Origin of the sequence: Microbacterium sp. HMH0099 (genome assembly GCF_049384025.1) — a bacterium.
GTDB lineage: Bacteria > Actinomycetota > Actinomycetes > Actinomycetales > Microbacteriaceae > Microbacterium.
Genome location: NZ_JBMRJR010000003.1, coordinates 289002 through 305793, shown reverse-complemented (window position 1 = coordinate 305793; position 16792 = coordinate 289002). Strand labels below are relative to the sequence as shown.

Here is a 16792-nt window from a genome sequence, read left to right as displayed (position 1 = left end):
CGATCAGGCCTCGCCGCCCGCGTTGCCGCTCGTCCCGGCGTTGACGTCGTGCAGGCGGTACTTCTCGATCGCCTGGCCGACGACGGCGCGGTCGACCTTGCCCTCCTCGGCCAGCGCCTGCAGGGCGCGGACCACGAGCGACGGACCGTCGATCTTGAAGAACCGGCGCGCGGCCGCACGGGTGTCCGAGAAGCCGAAGCCGTCGGCGCCGAGCGTCCAGTAGTTCTGCGGGACCCACGGACGGATCTGGTCCTGGACCGCGTGCATCCAGTCGCTGACCGCGACGACGGGACCCTGGGCCTCCTTGAGCTTGTCGGTCAGGTAGGCGACGCGCGGCTCCTGGTCGGGGTGGAGGAAGTTGTGCTCGTCGGCGGCGAGGCCGTCGCGGCGCAGCTCGGTCCACGAGGTCACCGACCACACGTCGGCGACGACGCCCCAGTCCTCCTTGAGGAGGCGCTGGGCCTCGAACGCCCACGGCACACCGACGCCCGAGGCGAGCAGCTGGGTGCGGGGACCCTCGCCCTCGCCGGAGGAGACGTGGTGGATGCCGCGGACGATGCCGTCGACGTCGACCCCCTCGGGCTCGGCCGGCTGCACGAGCGGCTCGTTGTAGACCGTCATGTAGTACATGACGTTCGGGTCCGGGTGCTCCCCGCCGTACATGCGCTCCAGGCCGGAGCGCACGATGTGCGCGATCTCGTAGCCGTAGGCCGGGTCGTACGACACGGTCGCCGGGTTGGTCGAGGCGAGCAGCTGCGAGTGGCCGTCGGCGTGCTGCAGGCCCTCACCGGTCAGGGTGGTGCGGCCGGCGGTGGCGCCGATGATGAAGCCGCGCGCCATCTGGTCGCCCGCCGCCCACTGGGCGTCGCCCGTGCGCTGGAAGCCGAACATCGAGTAGAAGACGTAGACGGGGATCAGCGGCTCGCCGTGCGTGGCGTACGAGGTGCCCGCCGCGGTGAAGGCGGCGAGAGCGCCGGCCTCGTTGATGCCGACGTGGATGATCTGACCCTCGGGGCTCTCCTTGTACGCGAGCAGCAGCTCGCGGTCCACGGAGGTGTAGTGCTGGCCCTTGGGGTTGTAGATCTTCGCCGTCGGGAAGTACGCGTCCATGCCGAACGTGCGCGCCTCGTCGGGGATGATCGGCACGATGCGGTGACCGAAGCCCTTGACGCGCAGCAGGTCCTTCAGCAGGCGGACGAACGCCATCGTCGTGGCGACCTCCTGCGTGCCCGAGCCCTTCTTGGGCAGCTGGTACGCGGCGTCGCCGGGCAGTTCCAGTCCGACGTGCGTCGAGCGGCGCTCCGGCAGGAACCCGCCGAGCGAGCGGCGACGCTCCAGCATGTACTGGATCGTCTCGTCCTTCTCACCGGGGGTGTAGTACGGCGGCTGGTACGGGTTCTCCTCGAGCTGCGCGTCGGACACCGGGATGTCCATCGCGTCGCGGAACGCCTTCAGGTCGTCGAGGGTCATCTTCTTCATCTGGTGGGTCGCGTTGCGGCCCTCAAAGTGCGGACCCAGGCCGTAGCCCTTGATGGTCTTGGCGAGGATGACGGTCGGCTGGCCCTTGTGCTCCTTGGCCGCCTTGAACGCCGCGTAGACCTTGCGGTAGTCGTGGCCACCGCGCTTGAGGCCCCAGATCTGCTCGTCCGAGTAGTCCTTGACGAGCTCGAGCGCGCGGGGGTCGCGGCCGAAGAAGTTCTCGCGGACGTACGCGCCGTTCTCGGCCTTGTACGTCTGGTAGTCGCCGTCGGGCGTGCTGTTCATGAGGTTCAGCAGCGCACCGTCGGTGTCGCGGGCGAGCAGGTCGTCCCACTCGCGGCCCCAGACGACCTTGATGACGTTCCAGCCGGCACCGCGGAAGAAGCTCTCGAGCTCCTGGATGATCTTGCCGTTGCCGCGGACGGGGCCGTCGAGGCGCTGCAGGTTGCAGTTGACGATGAAGGTCAGGTTGTCCAGGCCCTCGTTCGCCGCGACCTGGAGCTGTCCGCGGCTCTCGACCTCGTCCATCTCGCCGTCGCCGAGGTACGCCCAGACGTGCGAGTCCGACACGTCCTTGATGCCGCGGTTGCTGAGGTACTTGTTCGACATGGCCTGGTAGATCGCGTTGATCGGGCCCAGACCCATCGACACCGTCGGGAACTGCCAGAAGTCCGGCATGAGACGGGGGTGGGGGTAGGAGGGGATGCCGTTCGGCGCCGCGGACTTCTCCTGGCGGAAGCCGTCGAGCTGCGCCTCGGTGAGGCGGCCCTCGAGGAACGCGCGGGCGTAGGTGCCGGGGGAGGCGTGGCCCTGCACGAAGATCTGGTCGCCGCCGGACGGGTCGTCGAGGCCGCGGAAGAAGTGGTTGAAGCCCACCTCGTACAGCGCCGCCGACGAGGCGTACGTCGAGATGTGGCCGCCGACGCCGATGCCGGGGCGCTGCGCACGGTGCACGGTGACCGCGGCGTTCCAGCGGATCCACTTGCGGTAGCGGCGCTCCAGCTCCTCGTCACCGGGGAACTCGGGCTCGCTGTCGCGCGCGATGGTGTTGATGTAGTCGGTGGTCGGCACCATCGGCACGCCGAGGTGCAGCTCCTTCGAGCCCTTGAGCAGGCTCAGCATGATCTCGCGGGCGCGAGCCGGACCCTTCGCCTGGACGAGCTGACGGAGGGATTCCTTCCACTCCTCGGTCTCTTCCGGGTCGCTGTCCTGCGGCCCCTGCGAATACGGATCCTGATCGTGAACAGTCACGGAAGACCTTTCGTCGTCTGGCAGGTCATGCCAGAGAATCGCCATACGCGTGCGGCAACCCTTGTCTGCTCCGCACAATTCACCAGCGTCCAGCCTAGCGAGTCGGCGGCGCTCCGGTCGTGCGGTCCTCCACCCGCGGGTGTCGGGGCGGATGGATGCCTCGACGTCGAGGCATCCATTCTCCGGAATCGACCGCTCTCGCCCGTCCGCCGTCCCGCTCGCGCGAGCGTTTACCGGCGTGCGACGGCGGGCCGCCGCGTGCTCGATACTGATCGCGTGACCACGAGCGACGCGCCCGACCTCCCTCGGGAGGACGCGCCGAAGACGCGGCGGGCCTGGCGCGCCCGGACCGGGGCGTTACCCCGGCGTGCCCCGGTCGGGTGGGAACTCTTCGAATGGGTCTCCGCCGTCCCGATCGTCGCCTTGGTGGGGGGAGGGTTCGGGGGGACGCGCCGCTTTTCCATGACGCCAGAGGCGTCGTGGACCTGGATCCTCGCGGCCGCTGCCATCAGCACGCTCGTCTGCGTCATCGTCGCCTTGCGACGGATGACGGTGACGTCGATGCAGGAAAGACGGGCGTATCCGCGACTGATGTTCGGAACTGCCCTCGCCGCGGCCGTGTTCTCGCCCACGCTGGCATGGGTGCGCTTCAAGGGGGAGCTGGTGCCACCGGCCGGGACGGCCATCGCGGTGTGCGCGGTCCTCGTCGCAGTCTGCGTCGGGTGCCTCGTCGTCACGCGGAGAACATGACCTCACCGAGCCGGGTGCTTTGTCGGTAAACGCTCTGCGCCGGGGGAAACGCCGTGCCACGGCGTTTCCCCCCGCGCGCGAGCGTTCACTGGACCAGCGGAAGCGAGCGGTGGGCCCTGCCGGGATCGAACCGACGACATCCACGGTGTAAACGTGGCGCTCTACCAGCTGAGCTAAAGGCCCTGGAGTCCCCGAGTCTAACCCGGGACGCACTCCGTCCTCAGGCGAGGGCCCGCGTGCTCAGCAGGGCGAGCCGGTCGAAGACGACGGCCGTCGGTTCGGCGCGGAGCGGATGGATGCCATCGACCGGCGCTCCGATCCGGAGCCAGCCGCGTGACGGCGAGACCACGTCGTACAGGTCGCCGTCGTCGCCGCGGATCAGGACCTCGGTCCAGGGTTCGACGGCGCCATCGGTGGCCCCGATGTGCGCGGCGAGCTCGTCGGCGGCGATCTGCTCGTCCGGCTCGCTCACGGGCCAGCTGGGGGTGACACCGAGCCAGGCGGCCACGAAGACCGGCATGTGATCGGGGTCGAGGACCACCGCGTGTCGCGAGGCCGTGTCAGCAGGTCCGCCGACGTCTTCGGACAGCGCCGGGTCGTGCAGGACGAGCACGCCGCGCGGACCCGCATACGCGATCAGCAGCGCGGCGCGATCCCCCCGGCGCGCCTGGACGGTCGCGATGTGCCGCTTCGCGGCGAGGGCCGCTCCAGCAGCCGAACCGTCCCGTGTCAGCCGACCGTCGTCGTCGATCCACCCGGCATCGCGAAGCTCGTGCGCCGCCGCGGTCCCGCGGTCGCGGCGGGCGAGGACGCCGTGGGCCGCACCGATGCGCGATCTCGCCGTTCCGGTGAGCACCGCCTGCAGCGCGTCGGGCGACAGACGCGGCGCCGCGGAGGCGAACGCCGGCGCCGGGATGTCGTCGAGGGACTCGATCGGATTTCCGACACGGGCGGTCACGACGGCATCCAGCGGAGCGTCACCGGCGCGGGCCGCCGCCTCCGCGGTCTCCGCCGGGTCGGTGGTGAGCGCCAGGTGGGCGGCGATCCCGTCGAAGACCGGGGAGTACCCGGTCCACTGGGAGGGGACGCAGCTGGCCGACAGGTGCACGTGGTGACTCCCGGTGGCCCACACCCACTTGGCGACGACGACGTCCTGTCCGTCGTCGCCCGGGTAGGCGAAGATGATCCGTCGACCGCGGGCGGGGGACCCGTCGGGCGAGGGATGCCACAGGTCGACCGCGATCACGTACGCGCCGTCATGCTGGGCACCGGCGGCTCGGACCGCCGCCGCCGCGGCATCCGTCAGGGGAGCGGTGCTCGCCACCGAGGTCAGCACGAGGTTGGGGACGAATCCGTCCGGGCGTTCGACCGGTGTCAAAACGAGGTCGGCCCCGTCGAACGCGGACGTCTCGAGCCAGTCCGGGTAGGTGACGTGCGCATGGGGCGTCTCCGCGACGACGACGGCGGACTCGCGAGTGGCGGGACCGGTCGAGAACTTCATGGGCGACCCTTCGGACGCACGTCGTCGCCGCGAAGCACGCGGTACCACGCGGGCAGGAGGAAGGGCGGGAGCCAGAAGAAGCCGACGATGGCCACGACCAGCAGCACCGCCGCGACCGCCAGGAGGACGAGCAGGAGCGGGCGGGAAGCCACAGCGAGGGAGGTGGCGACCGACGCCGTCGTGAACGACAGGCCGAGCCACAGCCACGCGAAGCCGATGGTGCTTCCGTACCCGCGGCGGACGCGGATCCAGCCTTTCCACACGCCGCTGTAGGCCACCACGCCGAGCGCGAGGAAGGCGATGCCGACGATCAGGCCGGCGGTCACAGCTGGTCTCCGGCGGGTCCGTGCGCCGCACCCAGCGGACCCGGCGCCATGATGGTCTCGTTCTCGCCGCGGATGCTGTCCACCGCTCTCTGCGACACCTGCTGTCCTCCCCATCCACCGGCGACGCCGCCGATCACCCCACCCACGATGCCGCCGATGATCGTCCCGGGTCCCGGGAACACCGACCCGATGCTCGCGCCGAGCAGCGCACCGCCCCACGCGCCGCCGGCGCCGCCGGCGACAGAGCTCGTGCCGACGACCGCCGTGTCCACCCACGCCTCCTACTGACGCTGTTCCTCGCTCCAGTCCGGGTGGCGGGTGAGGGTGTCGTTGTAGCTCTCGCCGTAGACGCTCCAGTAGGTCAGGCCCGCACCCACCACCGACAGCGCCTTACCGGCGTGCCCGGCCCAGGCGGGCGGCGTCCCGATCTCGGCGGGGGCGAACTTCGGCTGCCCGTTCCACCCCGGCAGGCCGCCGAGCGCCGGGGGAGCGTCGGGCAGGAGGTTGCTCTCCAGCATCCACGTGCCCGACGGGCGCTGCACCCAGATCTGCCCGTCGATGCGGGAGCGGGGCCAGGTGGGCTCCAGATCACCCGCGGTGAGCCGGATCTCGTCCGGCAGCATCGCCCCCGGGCCGGGCACCATCAGCGTGCCGCGGTAGCGCTGCAGCAGCTCGCTCGCGAGACCCTGGACCGCCGACCCGGCGTTGCCGGTCACGATCTCGAGACCGTCGTTCATCACCCACGTCGTCGACGTGCGCAGCGCCCGCAGGGCTCGGGCGCAGTCCTCGTCGGCGGCGGTGGCGTCGGCGTCGAAGGTCCGGCGTGCGCGGGCGACCTCGGCGACGGTCGGGGCCTCCGGGTCGCGCTCTTCGAGCGGGAGGTCGATTTCGCGCTCGACCACCGCGAGGTCGGAGACGATGGCCGCGCGGCGGGTCTCCAGCGAGGCGAGGGCCTCCGCATACGTCCGCAGCGCGCTCACCGCCGACGACAGCGCGGTCGCCAGCTCATCGGCGGCGGGCGACACGGATGCCAGGGCGCCATAGGCCGTCTGCGCTTCCGGCGCCTCGTACACGGCGTTCAGCCCGCCCCACGAGCTCGTGACGTCGGAGACGGCGTCGTCGAGCCCGTCGAGGGCGGCGGACAGCGTGTCCGCGGCGGCCGAGACGTCGGCGGACCGCGGGATCGTCGCGGGAGCGACGCTCACGGCTTGGACCCGTTCATCGTCGCCTGCGTCTGGGCGGCCATGTCGTAGTCCGCCTGCTCGTAGAGGGCGACGACCCCTTCCGTCGTCTCCGTCACGGTGCTGATGTGCCGCCGGATGCCCGCGAGGCGGATGAGGAACGGGTCGGCGGCGACCTCTGCCAGCGCCGTGGCGGTCTCACCCGCGCCCACGGCGCTCTGCGCCGACTCGAAGGCATCCGCGGTGGTGATCACGACGGCGTCGATCGCGGACGCGTGTTCGTCCGTTGCACGGCAGACGGCGCGCGCCTGCACAGGGTCGATGCTCCAGGTCACGGTGATGGCATCCATTCATCCGGGGGTTCCGTGGGTCCAGGCTAGCCGGACGCCTGTCTGTCCCACCCCCGGGGTAGCGTGGGAGCGTGAACGCCGATCCCGCCGACCAGCGCCGACTGCTCGATCTTGCCGACCTCGACGCCCGTATCCGTCGGGACGAGCGCGTCGCCGGCAACCCCCCGCAGGCCGAGCGCGTGCGCGAGCTCATCGCGCAGCGGTCGACGCTGTCGCAGGAGCTGGGGGCGCGCGCGAACGTCCGCGACGACATCGCCGCCGAGCTGAAGCGCCTCGAGTCCGACGTGTCGGTCGTGGACGCCCGCATCGCCCGCGACACCGAGCGCCTGGCCGCCTCGTCCAACGCGAAGCAGGCACAGGGGTTCGAGAACGAGCTCACCTCCCTCGCCCGCCGCAAGAGCGACCTCGAGGACGCTGAGATCGCCCTGATGGAGCGGCTCGAGGCCGCCGACGCCGCGGTAGCCGAGCAGGAGGCGCTCATCGCCGAGACGAACGCGCAGGGCACCCAGCTCAGCGCGGAGGCCAAAACCACCGTCGCCGAGGCCACCACCCGCCTCGAGGCCGCCCGCCGCGACCGGGACGCCGTGGCCGCGGCCATCCCCGCCGACCTCGTCGCGCTGTACGAGCGCCTCGCCGCGCGCGGCAACGGCGCCGGACTCCTGCGCGCCGGCGCGTGCGAGGCGTGCCGCATGGTCCTCCCGCCCAGCGACCTCAGCACCGTTCGGCGCGCCCAAACGGACGAGGTCGTCTTCTGCCCCGAGTGCGGCGCGATCCTCGTCCGCACCGAAGAATCCCGATGATCCGTCGCGGCGGCCGTGCCCACTGACACGGTCGTCGTCGGACGGGTCGCTGACGGCCGGTTCGCGATCGTCGCCGTCGACGGGGACACCGAGCCCACCGGACCCGCTCAGGAGCTGACCGCCGACGCGCTCCCCGCGGCGATCGCCGCCCGGCAGCACGATGGCGACGTGCGATGGGTGTGGGCCGACTCCGCACTCGTCTACCCGCGTCTGCTCGAGGCCGGGATCCGCGTCGCGCGCGTGTGGGACCTCCGCCTCGTCCACGGCATCCTTCGCGACGCGCAGGCCGTGACCGACGATCACGGCCTCCGGGCGAGAGGCGAATGGGATGCCGGGACGACGGCGCCCCGCTCAGGCGACACCCTCTTCGACCTGGGGGAGGCGGCATCCGGGATCCCCGAGACCCTCCCGGCCGCTCTCGCCGAGTACCGCCGCCAGATCGCCGCTATCGCGTCGTCGACGTCGCCCGGCGCGCTCCGCCTGCTCTGCGCCGCCGAGTCGGCGGGGGCGCTCATCGCGGAGGAGCTGCACGCCGCGGGCGTGCCCTGGAGCCGGCGCGCGCACGAGGACATGCTCGAGCGCGAGCTCGGTGCCCGCCGGGGCGGCGGCCTGCCCGCCCGCATCGAGCAGACGGCGGCCGTCGTCCGTGCCGCCCTCGACGACCCGTCGGCATCCCTCGACTCCCAGCCGCGCCTGCTGCGCTCCCTGCGCCGGGCCGGCGTCCTGGTCCAGTCGACGAGCCGGTGGGAGCTGTCCGAGCACGACCACCCGGTCGTCGCCCCGCTCATCGCCTACAAGAAGCAGATGCGTCTCTACACCGCGAACGGGTGGGCGTGGCTCGACGAGTGGGTCCGCGACGACCGCTTCCGTCCCGTCTACGTCCCCGCGGGCGTGGTCACCGGCCGGTGGGCGTCGTCGGGCGGCGGGGCCCTGCAGATCCCCCGAGCGCTGCGCACGGCGGTCCGGGCCGACCCGGGCTGGACGCTCGTGACCGCCGACGTGGCGCAGCTCGAACCCCGCGTGCTCGCGGCGATGTCGCGCGACACGGCGCTGGCCGAGGCGGCATCCGGACGCGACCTCTACGCCGGCATCGTCGAGCGGGGCGCCGTCGCGAGCCGCGCCGAGGCGAAGCTCGCGATGCTCGGGGCGATGTACGGAGCCACGACGGGGGAGAGCGGACGGCTCCTCCCGCGCCTGCGGCGCACCTTCCCTCGTGCGATGGCGCTCGTCGACGAGGCGGCCCGCGTCGGAGAGGACGGCGGGGTCGTCCACACCTGGCTCGGACGCACCTCGCCGACCGCCGGGTCGACCTGGCGGGACCTGCAGTCGCGGGCGAGCGACGCCGCGGCATCCGGGATCGACGAGACCCGCGCGCGCCGCTCCGCCCGCGACCGGGGGCGCTTCACCCGCAACTTCGTGGTCCAGGGCACCGCGGCCGAGTGGGCGCTCGCCTGGCTGGCCGACCTGCGCACGCGCCTGTCGGCGTTCCCGGACGTGGATGCCGCGCGCTCCGCGCCCGCGTCGGGTCCCGTGTTCCACCGGTCGCCGCATCTGGCGTTCTTCCTGCACGACGAGATCGTCGTGCACACGCCCGTCGAGTACGCGGACGCGGTGGCGGAGGCGGTGCGGGAGTCCGCGGCATCCGCGGGTCGTCTGCTGTTCGGGTCGTTCCCGCTCGACTTCCCTCTCGACCTGCGGATCGGACCGACCGCCGAGAAGGCGTGACCGCCCGCGACGGTAGACTCGCACGTGCGAATGGGTCGGCTGGACGGTCGCGTCACGGGTTCGCCCGTGCCGAGGAACGTCCGGGCTCCACAGGGCAGGACGGTGGGTAACACCCACCCGGAGCAATCCGCGAGACAGTGCCACAGAGAGCAGACCGCCCGCCTCGCGCGGGTAAGGGTGAAAGGGTGGTGTAAGAGACCACCGGGGTCGTGGTGACACGACCCGCACGGTAAACCTCGTCCGGAGCAAGGCCAGACAGGGGATGTCGACGCGGCTCGCCGAGTCCCCGGGTAGGCCGCTGGAGCGGCACGGCAACGTGTCGCCGAGAGAGATGACCGTCCACGGGGCTTCCGCCCCCGGACAGAACCCGGCGTACAGGCCGGCCCATTCGCCTTTCGTGATCGAACGATGAGAGTAGTTAGGACATCCCGGACAGCGCCGTCGTGCGGTGTGTATCCGTATGGCTGCTGCTTGCGAGGTCAGCGCGGCTGAGTGTGCCGGGGAGATCGGATCGAAGCGTTACCCCATTCCGGGTGCTCCATACGCTGAGCCGTCAGGCAGTGGAGGGCATGTGGCGGTGTTGGTCTGTGCAGCGACTTCGGCCCGGATCGCAACGTCTCCCTCCATTTTCACGAGCGTGTAGACAATCCCTTCCTGCGCACCGGGGGCGGGGATGTATCCGACGATCGCCGAATCGACCGGTCCCTGTTCCTCGGTCGCGGGAGCGAAGCTCGTCGTCACCAGGTCGGCGGTGGGGTTCTCGATGAGCCAATTGGCCGCGTCGACCACAGTCGTACCGGAGACGACCCAAAACCCTTCCAACTGCTCGTAGGGGCCGCACGGCCACCCGGTGTACGAGCTGAACTTGCCGGGGGAGGTGTCGGTGCGGACCGCTCCCGGTGGAACGTTAGCCGCGTCGAGCCAAGCCTGGGCCTGCGCGAGCGCCGCTTCATCTCCCGCGACAACCGTGGGAGATTCGCTGGACTGGGCGGACGCAGCCGCGTCGTCTCCGGATCCCGGGGCGATATTCGCGCCGGACGCGCAACCGGCGACAGCGGAGACGACCATGAGTAACGCACTGGGTACTACGAAAGATAGTCGACGCCGCATGATCAACACCCTAACGCCGGTCACCATTTCCATATCTGCGCCGCGATCCAGCTGAAAAACCGTTCTCCATCGATCCCCACCACCCACGTTTCTGGGACGTTCCAAGCCCGACGTATAGGCCGGCCCATTCGCTTGTACCCCGCATCGCGAGGCGGTTGTGTCACGCTGGTGCTGTTCGGGGCTCGGCCATTGCCGCTACCGGGCCACATCGCGAGGGGGCGTTGATGGGACATGTCGATCTGGAACCGGTGCTGGCCGGTGACCGTGTGGTCGCGACGGGGATTCTTCGCGAGGACGAGTTCTCGCGGCGACTTCTCCTGCGGGGCGAAGGCGTCTACGGCGAGCTGTTCGACCAGACGGATTCCTTCGGGATACCCGTGGACGGCCCAAGGAGCGCCTCAGTCGACAGGATGGTCACGGTCCGCGGTGTCTGGACGGGCGAGGCCATCGTCGACGCGGACGTCACCGACGGGGGCCGAGGGGTCGCGCTCTTTCCTCAGATCACTCAGGGGAGCTTCCCCGACGTCGACGGCGTCCCCGACCGAGCGGAGATCCTCCGCAGCGACGTGCAGGATGCGTGCGACACCATCCGCAACGGCGCCCTGGTGGCCTTCCTCGCCGCGCGGGACGAGAAGGGATGGTTTGGGCTCGCATCCGCCGTGGACGTCGAGGCGGTAAGGACGACCTTGGAGCCTCTGCTGGGGACGCATCTTCACGTTGTGCCCAGCTCATGGAGCAGCGACCAGATCTGCGAAGCTCAGGATGCCGCCTCCGCTGCCGCTGCAGCGGAGATCTTCGAGTTGGGAGCGGGCTGGGATGCCGACGGCCGCTTCCGCGCCCACATGCTCGTGCACCACATCACCCCGGCATTGGCGGTCGCGCTGGAGCCGTTCCCGGCCGAGCTCATGCACGTCGAGGCATGGCTGAGGCGCGGGGGAGACGACACGCGGTGAGACAGCATGCTGACGCCCATCGAACGAGCGCACGGACTGACCGGCTGCGCATCCGTCCGAGGATGAACGCCTTCGCGCTGCCGGACCGCTCACAGGCGACTCGCGCTAGTCGCGTCGATCGCCCTTGCCCCTCGCTTCCCGCTGCAGCTGCCTGATCCCAACGACGATGAGCGCACCACCGAACGCGATCGAGGCGGCGCGCGCCCACCATGGCAGGTCGGGGAACATCAGCATGGGGAGCGCGATCACGAATGTCGCGCCGGTGAAGTACCAGACCGTCGCCGATGCGGGCGTGTTCTCGTTCGCAGCCATGCTTCGACGCTAAAGGTGCGCTCCCATCCGAGCCTCCCCCTCAGGGCGTAGATCTGCGCCAACCCGGTCGACGTCGCACCGCGCAGCGGGGACCAGAGAGGGCAGCGCATGGATGAGTATCGGCCGACCATGCGCGAACAGCGCGGAGGCGGCGCAACCTACGCTTGTCGAATGAGCCCGTTTCTCCCCGGTGCGCGTGGAACCCAGCCCTGTCCGAACTGCGGCGCCCAGGTCACCCAATCCGACCGCTACCCCGAGTACCTGTGCCGCGACTGCGAGGCTCGTGCCGTCGATGCGAACGGCGCACGCGTGACGGGGTCGAATGCGTCCCCGAGCGGTGGGTTCGTATTGCTCTGGCCGAACGGCGAGCACGAACCGCTGCCCTGCGCATCGGCGCGGGTGTGGGTCGATGGACGGGAGTGGCGCTATTCCGAGGCGCGGTTCGGCGGGGTGCTGATCACGCCGGCGGGCGAGGACTGACCGACGCCGGCCTGGCTTTTGGTCTGAGCCACGCGCGCGTACCCGTGACGGCGTTGCGTAAGATGTCCCTTACGGCGTAAGCGGGCTCGGCAGGGTCCCGCCGGCCGTTCGTGTCAGGAGTTGAACGTGGGCCGTCTTTTCTATCAGGGCCGTGCCGTCCTCGATGTCGACGACCGCACCCTCGCGCACCTTCGCATCGTGGTGATGAACAAGTTGCGGCGCGGCGAGTCCTTCATGCTGCACGCGCCGCACCCGAGCGCCGGCACGCTGAGCCTGTGGCTCAGCGCGTCGACGCCGCTTGTGCTCCAGTTCTGGGGCGGTCGGAGCCCGTCGATCGACCAACATCTCGTCGAGCAGATGTTCGACGAGGCGAACGGCCCGAACGGGCTGACGGTGCATGTCGGTAAGGCCTCGACCGCGTGACGAGGTCGTCGCCCACCCGCCGTCGAGCGGCACCCGCGAGAGCTTCAGGAAACGCCCATGACGTCGTCGCGGACGTGACGCAATAGTTAGCCGTCATGCGCCGTCCGCGCGCGACAGCTGAAAGGATGATTCAGTGACCGGAGAGATCCCCTTCCCGCCGCGACGGGACGTCTACGTGCTGCAGCAGTGGGTCGACGACTTCATCGAGGCGGGGAACACCGCCGGTGCCGACATCGTCGTAGCCGAGCAGGACGGTGACCGGAGAAGCGACACCGGCCTCGTGATCGTGCGGCTCCAGCGGGCCAACGGTGCGATCTACATGCAGCCGCGGGCGTTCGACGACCCCCTGTGGCAGATGACGGTCGAGGTGCACGAGACGGAGCTCACCGCTCCGCCCTATGAGATGGGGGCGCTGGGGGCGGAACTCATCGTCGCGTCCAACCTCTGCACCTACCTGCAGTACCGGTCACTCGAGTGGGACCGCCTCAGCGGCCGACACGAGAACTGACCCGGCGACCTTTCCCGTCGTTCTGGAGCGGTTCGAGCTCGTCTCTCCGTGAGCGACGAGGGCGGCGCGACGTCAGTCGGTCTTGTCCAGCCAGCGAAGAAGGGCACGCGCACGAGCGGCGCGGATGTGCGGGGGCTGCGAGCGCTCGGCATCCACCGATCGGATCGCCTCGGCGTGCGCCTTGGCCATCTCTGCGTTCACGAAGCTGGACCGGCCCGAGACCGACACGGCAGTGCTCATGCGTTACCCCCTTCTGACCCGATTCTAGAACGGATGAGCGACATCCGGACGGACGCCTCGCGCTCTTTCTCGAGGAGCGTCAGCGCCTCCGCGACGGCCAGCACACGCGCGAGCACGAGCAGGAAGTCCCGGTCCTCGGTGGAGAGGCCGCCGGCATCCAGGACATTCAAGGTGAGCATGCCGAAGGCGATCCCCCCGCAGCGGACGGGCGCGGAGATGTACGAGCGGTAGACCTTGCCGGGCGGCCGGACGTCCTCGCGGAGGATGGCGTGCTCGGCGTGGTCGATGAGCTCCCACACGCCCGGCTCCTCGTCGGCGCCCTCGACGAACTGCGAGGTGAACTCGTCCACGCGGGCCCGCTGCGAGATGTACGGGCGCGGACTCATCACCCGGCGCCGCGCCGACAGGTCCTGCACGCGGAAGTACGCCGCTCGCGGGCTCTCGTTCTTGACGAGGTCGCACGCGCGCTCCACCACGGCCTGACGGAAGCCGCTGATCTCGACGGCCCGCTCGCCGGGGCGCATCGCGGCGAGGTCCTGGAGCGCCGACAGCGTCGGGAGGAAGGCGCCGTTGGTCATCGTGAGGATGCGGATCTTCTCGGCGCGGAGCAGCTCCGCCACCGTCGTCCGCGCGGACTGCAGAGCGCGCTTGCGCCGCTCCTCGAGGTACCAGACGACGAAGGCCCCGACCGCCGCGACGGAGGCGGCGACGGCGGCCGCGACGGCGGGAGCGGGGTCGGTGTCGTCCGCCCACCCGAGATAGCCGGCCACCGCCGCGACGACCGTGCTGGCGACCACGACGACACGGAGCCTGACGATGGACGCGTCGAGGCGCGGCGTCTCCGAGGGGTCCTGGGCGGTCACGGGATCGAGACTGCCACACCCCTCCGACACGCCGCCCGACGGCGCGCGCCTCTCGTCAGTGCGACGGGAACGTCACTTGACGGCGGGGAGGGCCTCCGGAACCGGCACCGCGAGCGAGGCCGCCCCGATGATGCCGGCGTTGTTGCGGTGCTTCGCGGGCACGATCGGCGCGCGGAGCTTCAGCAGCGGGAGGAAGTTCTCGGAGTGCTTCGATACACCGCCGCCGACGACGATGAGGTCGGGGCTGAACAGAAACTCGACGTAGTCGTAGTACCACTGCAGGCGCTTCGCCCACTTCTCCCACGACAGTTCCTCGCGTTCCATCGCGGAGTACGCGGCGAAGTGCTCAGCATCCTTCTTGTGACCCGCGCGCTGCAGATGTCCCAACTCGCTGTTCGGGACGAGAACGCCGTCGTAGATCATGGCCGAGCCGATCCCCGTGCCGAGCGTCGTGAGGATCACGAGGCCCTCGACGTCCTTGGCCGCGCCGTACCGCACCTCTGCGATGCCCGCGACGTCCGCGTCGTTGGCGAAATGGATGCCACGCGACAGACCGTCCTCGAAGAACTGCTCGGCCTCGAAACCGACCCAGGTCGCCGAGACGTTCGCCGCGGACAGCGTGCGGCCGCCCTTGACGATGGCCGGGAAGGCGACGCCCAGCGGCATGTCCGCGGGGGCCTCGAGGCGCTCGATCACCTGATGCACCGCCGTCAGCACGTCCGCGGGCTCTGCGCCGGCGGGCGTGGCGACCTTGATGCGGTCGCTCACCAGCTCGCCGGCCTCCAGATCCACGATGCCGGCCTTGATGCCGGTGCCGCCGATGTCCACCCCGATCGCGCGGGACGCATTCGTTGCCATGCCCTCCAGCCTATCCAGCCGCGGGGTCGCGATCAGTAGGATCGGGGGAGGGCCCGACGCATCTGCGCCGGGGCGCGAGATCCTGGAGGAGACATCGTGAGCGACGGCACGCGGAAGTACTGGTACAACCTCCAGACCGGTCAGGTCGAGGAAGGCCTCGAATCTCCCATGGCTGATCGCGCCGGCCCGTTCGACAGCGCCGAGGAAGCCGCGCGTGCACCCGAGATTCTGCGCGCACGGTCGGCCAAATGGGATGAAGACGACGCGCGCGAGGCCGACTGGGGCGCCGACGGCGCCGGTCGCTGAGCGACGAGACGACGAGGGGATCTGATGGACAAGCAGCGCGATTTCGTCTTGCGGACGATCGAGGAACGCGGCGTCAAGTTCGTACGCCTGTGGTTCACCGACGTGGTGGGCACGCTCAAGTCGGTGGCCATCGCGCCGGCCGAGGTCGAGGGGGCCTTCTCCGAGGGTCTCGGCTTCGACGGGTCCGCCATCGAGGGGCTGACGCGGTCGTACGAGTCCGACCTCCTCGCGCACCCGGACCCTACGACGTTCCAGATCCTGCCCTGGCGCGGCGAGATCGACCCGACCGCGCGCATGTTCTGCGACATCACCACTCCCGACGGCCAGCCCGCGGTCGCCGACCCGCGCCACGTGCTGAAGCGCACGCTGGCCAAGGCGGCCGACGCCGGCTTCACCTTCTACACGCACCCCGAGATCGAGTTCTACCTCCTGAAGTCGTCGCAGCTCGGCGCCGACGGACGCCCGCAGCCGGTGGACTCGGCCGGGTACTTCGACAACGTCCCCGGCGGGACCGCCCACGACTTCCGCCGCCGCTCCGTGCGCATGCTGGAGGACCTGGGCATCTCGGTGGAATTCAGCCACCACGAGGGCGGTCCGGGGCAGAACGAGATCGACCTGCGGTACGCCGATGCGCTCACCACGGCCGACAACATCATGACCTTCCGCACCGTCGTGAAGGAGGTCGCGATCGAGCAGGGCGTGTACGCCACCTTCATGCCCAAGCCGATCAGCGGTCAGCCCGGCAGCGGCATGCACACGCACCTGTCGCTCTTCGAGGGCGACATGAACGCCTTCTACGAGGAGGGCGGGCAGTACCAGCTCTCCAAGGTCGGCCGTCACTTCATCGCCGGCCTGCTGCGGCACGCCAACGAGATCTCCGCCGTCACGAACCAGTTCGTCAACTCGTACAAGCGCCTCTGGGGCGGCGACGAGGCGCCCAGCTTCATCTGCTGGGGTCACAACAACCGCTCCGCGCTCGTCCGCGTCCCGCTCTACAAGCCCAACAAGGGCCAGTCGACCCGCGTTGAGTACCGGGCGCTGGACTCCGCGGCCAACCCCTACCTTTCCTACGCGCTCATGCTGGCCGCCGGCCTGAAGGGCATCGAGGAGGAGTACGAGCTCCCCGCCGAGGCTGAGGACAACGTGTGGTCGCTCTCGGACGTCGAGCGTCGGGCGCTCGGGTACGCGCCGCTGCCGTCGAGCCTCGACCACGCGCTCGAGTACCTGGAGGAGTCCGAGCTCGTCGCCGAAACCCTCGGCGAGCAGGTGTTCAAGTACGTGCTGCTCAACAAGCGTCGCGAATGGCACCAGTACCGTGCGCAGGTGACGCCGTTCGAGCTCGCGAGCAACCTCGAGGCGCTCTGACCGGCGCCCTC

At 70.3% G+C, this 16792-nt stretch carries 20 protein-coding genes, 1 tRNA gene and 1 other RNA gene; 10 read left to right on the top strand and 12 right to left on the bottom strand.

What is annotated here, in order from left to right:
* Positions 1-3 precede the first annotated feature (3 nt).
* A complete protein-coding gene (gene aceE / locus ACO03V_RS08655; RefSeq protein WP_423137301.1) occupies positions 4-2730 on the bottom strand; it encodes a pyruvate dehydrogenase (acetyl-transferring), homodimeric type in 2727 nt (908 codons plus the stop codon).
* Between the two features lie 276 nt (positions 2731-3006).
* Here aceE and ACO03V_RS08650 point away from each other — a divergent pair, with 276 nt between their 5' ends.
* A complete protein-coding gene (locus ACO03V_RS08650; RefSeq protein WP_367726944.1) occupies positions 3007-3480 on the top strand; it encodes a hypothetical protein in 474 nt (157 codons plus the stop codon).
* 110 nt (positions 3481-3590) lie between these two features.
* Here the strand turns inward: ACO03V_RS08650 and ACO03V_RS08645 are convergent.
* From ACO03V_RS08645 to ACO03V_RS08620, 6 genes are all read right to left on the bottom strand, one after another.
* Positions 3591-3663, bottom strand: a tRNA-Val gene (locus ACO03V_RS08645).
* A gap of 37 nt (positions 3664-3700) precedes the next feature.
* A complete protein-coding gene (locus ACO03V_RS08640; RefSeq protein ID WP_423137300.1) occupies positions 3701-4981 on the bottom strand; it encodes a hypothetical protein in 1281 nt (426 codons plus the stop codon).
* Positions 4978-5307 (bottom strand): hypothetical protein, encoded by a 330-nt coding sequence (locus ACO03V_RS08635; protein ID WP_423137299.1) that lies wholly within the window; start codon positions 5305-5307, stop codon positions 4978-4980. Before ACO03V_RS08635 ends, ACO03V_RS08640 begins: the two co-directional genes overlap by 4 nt.
* Complete coding sequence (locus ACO03V_RS08630) at positions 5304-5579, bottom strand: hypothetical protein (protein WP_423137298.1); 276 nt, start codon at positions 5577-5579, stop codon at positions 5304-5306. Before ACO03V_RS08630 ends, ACO03V_RS08635 begins: the two co-directional genes overlap by 4 nt.
* A 9-nt stretch (positions 5580-5588) precedes the next feature.
* Complete coding sequence (locus ACO03V_RS08625) at positions 5589-6512, bottom strand: WXG100 family type VII secretion target (RefSeq protein ID WP_423137297.1); 924 nt, start codon at positions 6510-6512, stop codon at positions 5589-5591.
* A complete protein-coding gene (locus tag ACO03V_RS08620) occupies positions 6509-6838 on the bottom strand; it encodes a DUF6507 family protein (RefSeq protein ID WP_423137296.1) in 330 nt (109 codons plus the stop codon). The genes ACO03V_RS08625 and ACO03V_RS08620 overlap by 4 nt, the downstream gene beginning before the upstream one ends.
* Before the next feature lie 71 nt (positions 6839-6909).
* Here ACO03V_RS08620 and ACO03V_RS08615 point away from each other — a divergent pair, with 71 nt between their 5' ends.
* From ACO03V_RS08615 to rnpB, 3 genes are all read left to right on the top strand, one after another.
* A complete protein-coding gene (locus ACO03V_RS08615; protein WP_423137295.1) occupies positions 6910-7638 on the top strand; it encodes a zinc ribbon domain-containing protein in 729 nt (242 codons plus the stop codon).
* A 15-nt stretch (positions 7639-7653) separates the two neighbouring features.
* A complete protein-coding gene (locus ACO03V_RS08610; protein WP_423137294.1) occupies positions 7654-9363 on the top strand; it encodes a bifunctional 3'-5' exonuclease/DNA polymerase in 1710 nt (569 codons plus the stop codon).
* Between the two features lie 31 nt (positions 9364-9394).
* Positions 9395-9754: RNase P RNA component class A (rnpB, locus tag ACO03V_RS08605), an RNA gene on the top strand.
* A gap of 128 nt (positions 9755-9882) precedes the next feature.
* Here rnpB and ACO03V_RS08600 read toward each other — a convergent pair.
* Positions 9883-10431, bottom strand: a complete 549-nt coding sequence (locus ACO03V_RS08600) for a hypothetical protein (RefSeq protein ID WP_423137293.1) — start codon at positions 10429-10431, stop codon at positions 9883-9885.
* Between the two features lie 308 nt (positions 10432-10739).
* On the opposite strand from ACO03V_RS08600, the gene ACO03V_RS08595 reads away from it, so the two are divergent.
* Complete coding sequence (locus ACO03V_RS08595; RefSeq protein ID WP_423137292.1) at positions 10740-11426, top strand: hypothetical protein; 687 nt, start codon at positions 10740-10742, stop codon at positions 11424-11426.
* Positions 11427-11531: 105 nt separating this feature from the next.
* Here ACO03V_RS08595 and ACO03V_RS08590 read toward each other — a convergent pair whose 3' ends face one another.
* On the bottom strand, positions 11532-11738 hold the full coding sequence (locus ACO03V_RS08590; protein WP_423137291.1) for a hypothetical protein: 207 nt from the start codon (positions 11736-11738) through the stop codon (positions 11532-11534).
* Between the two features lie 171 nt (positions 11739-11909).
* Between ACO03V_RS08590 and ACO03V_RS08585 the strand changes: the two genes are divergently transcribed.
* The 3 genes from ACO03V_RS08585 (at position 11910) to ACO03V_RS08575 (ending at position 13149) form a co-directional block, all read left to right on the top strand.
* Positions 11910-12218, top strand: coding sequence for a hypothetical protein (locus ACO03V_RS08585; RefSeq protein ID WP_423137290.1), 309 nt, complete (start codon positions 11910-11912; stop codon positions 12216-12218).
* 126 nt (positions 12219-12344) lie between these two features.
* Positions 12345-12641, top strand: a complete 297-nt coding sequence (locus ACO03V_RS08580) for an ATP-dependent DNA ligase (protein ID WP_367726935.1) — start codon at positions 12345-12347, stop codon at positions 12639-12641.
* Between the two features lie 133 nt (positions 12642-12774).
* Positions 12775-13149, top strand: a complete 375-nt coding sequence (locus ACO03V_RS08575) for a hypothetical protein (protein WP_423137289.1) — start codon at positions 12775-12777, stop codon at positions 13147-13149.
* 72 nt (positions 13150-13221) lie between these two features.
* Here ACO03V_RS08575 and ACO03V_RS08570 read toward each other — a convergent pair whose 3' ends face one another.
* The 3 genes from ACO03V_RS08570 to ppgK all read right to left on the bottom strand — a co-directional run bounded on the left by ACO03V_RS08570 (position 13222) and on the right by ppgK (position 15110).
* A complete protein-coding gene (locus ACO03V_RS08570) occupies positions 13222-13389 on the bottom strand; it encodes a hypothetical protein (protein ID WP_367726933.1) in 168 nt (55 codons plus the stop codon).
* A complete protein-coding gene (locus ACO03V_RS08565; RefSeq protein ID WP_423137288.1) occupies positions 13386-14252 on the bottom strand; it encodes a hypothetical protein in 867 nt (288 codons plus the stop codon). Before ACO03V_RS08565 ends, ACO03V_RS08570 begins: the two co-directional genes overlap by 4 nt.
* A gap of 72 nt (positions 14253-14324) precedes the next feature.
* On the bottom strand, positions 14325-15110 hold the full coding sequence (ppgK, locus tag ACO03V_RS08560) for a polyphosphate--glucose phosphotransferase (protein ID WP_423137287.1): 786 nt from the start codon (positions 15108-15110) through the stop codon (positions 14325-14327).
* A 96-nt stretch (positions 15111-15206) separates the two neighbouring features.
* Between ppgK and ACO03V_RS08555 the strand changes: the two genes are divergently transcribed.
* Together ACO03V_RS08555 and glnA are read left to right on the top strand one after the other, a co-directional pair.
* Entirely contained in the window at positions 15207-15416 is a 210-nt protein-coding gene (locus ACO03V_RS08555; RefSeq protein WP_367726930.1) for an SPOR domain-containing protein, read from the top strand.
* Between the two features lie 24 nt (positions 15417-15440).
* On the top strand, positions 15441-16781 hold the full coding sequence (gene glnA / locus ACO03V_RS08550) for a type I glutamate--ammonia ligase (RefSeq protein ID WP_367726929.1): 1341 nt from the start codon (positions 15441-15443) through the stop codon (positions 16779-16781).
* Positions 16782-16792 lie beyond the last annotated feature (11 nt).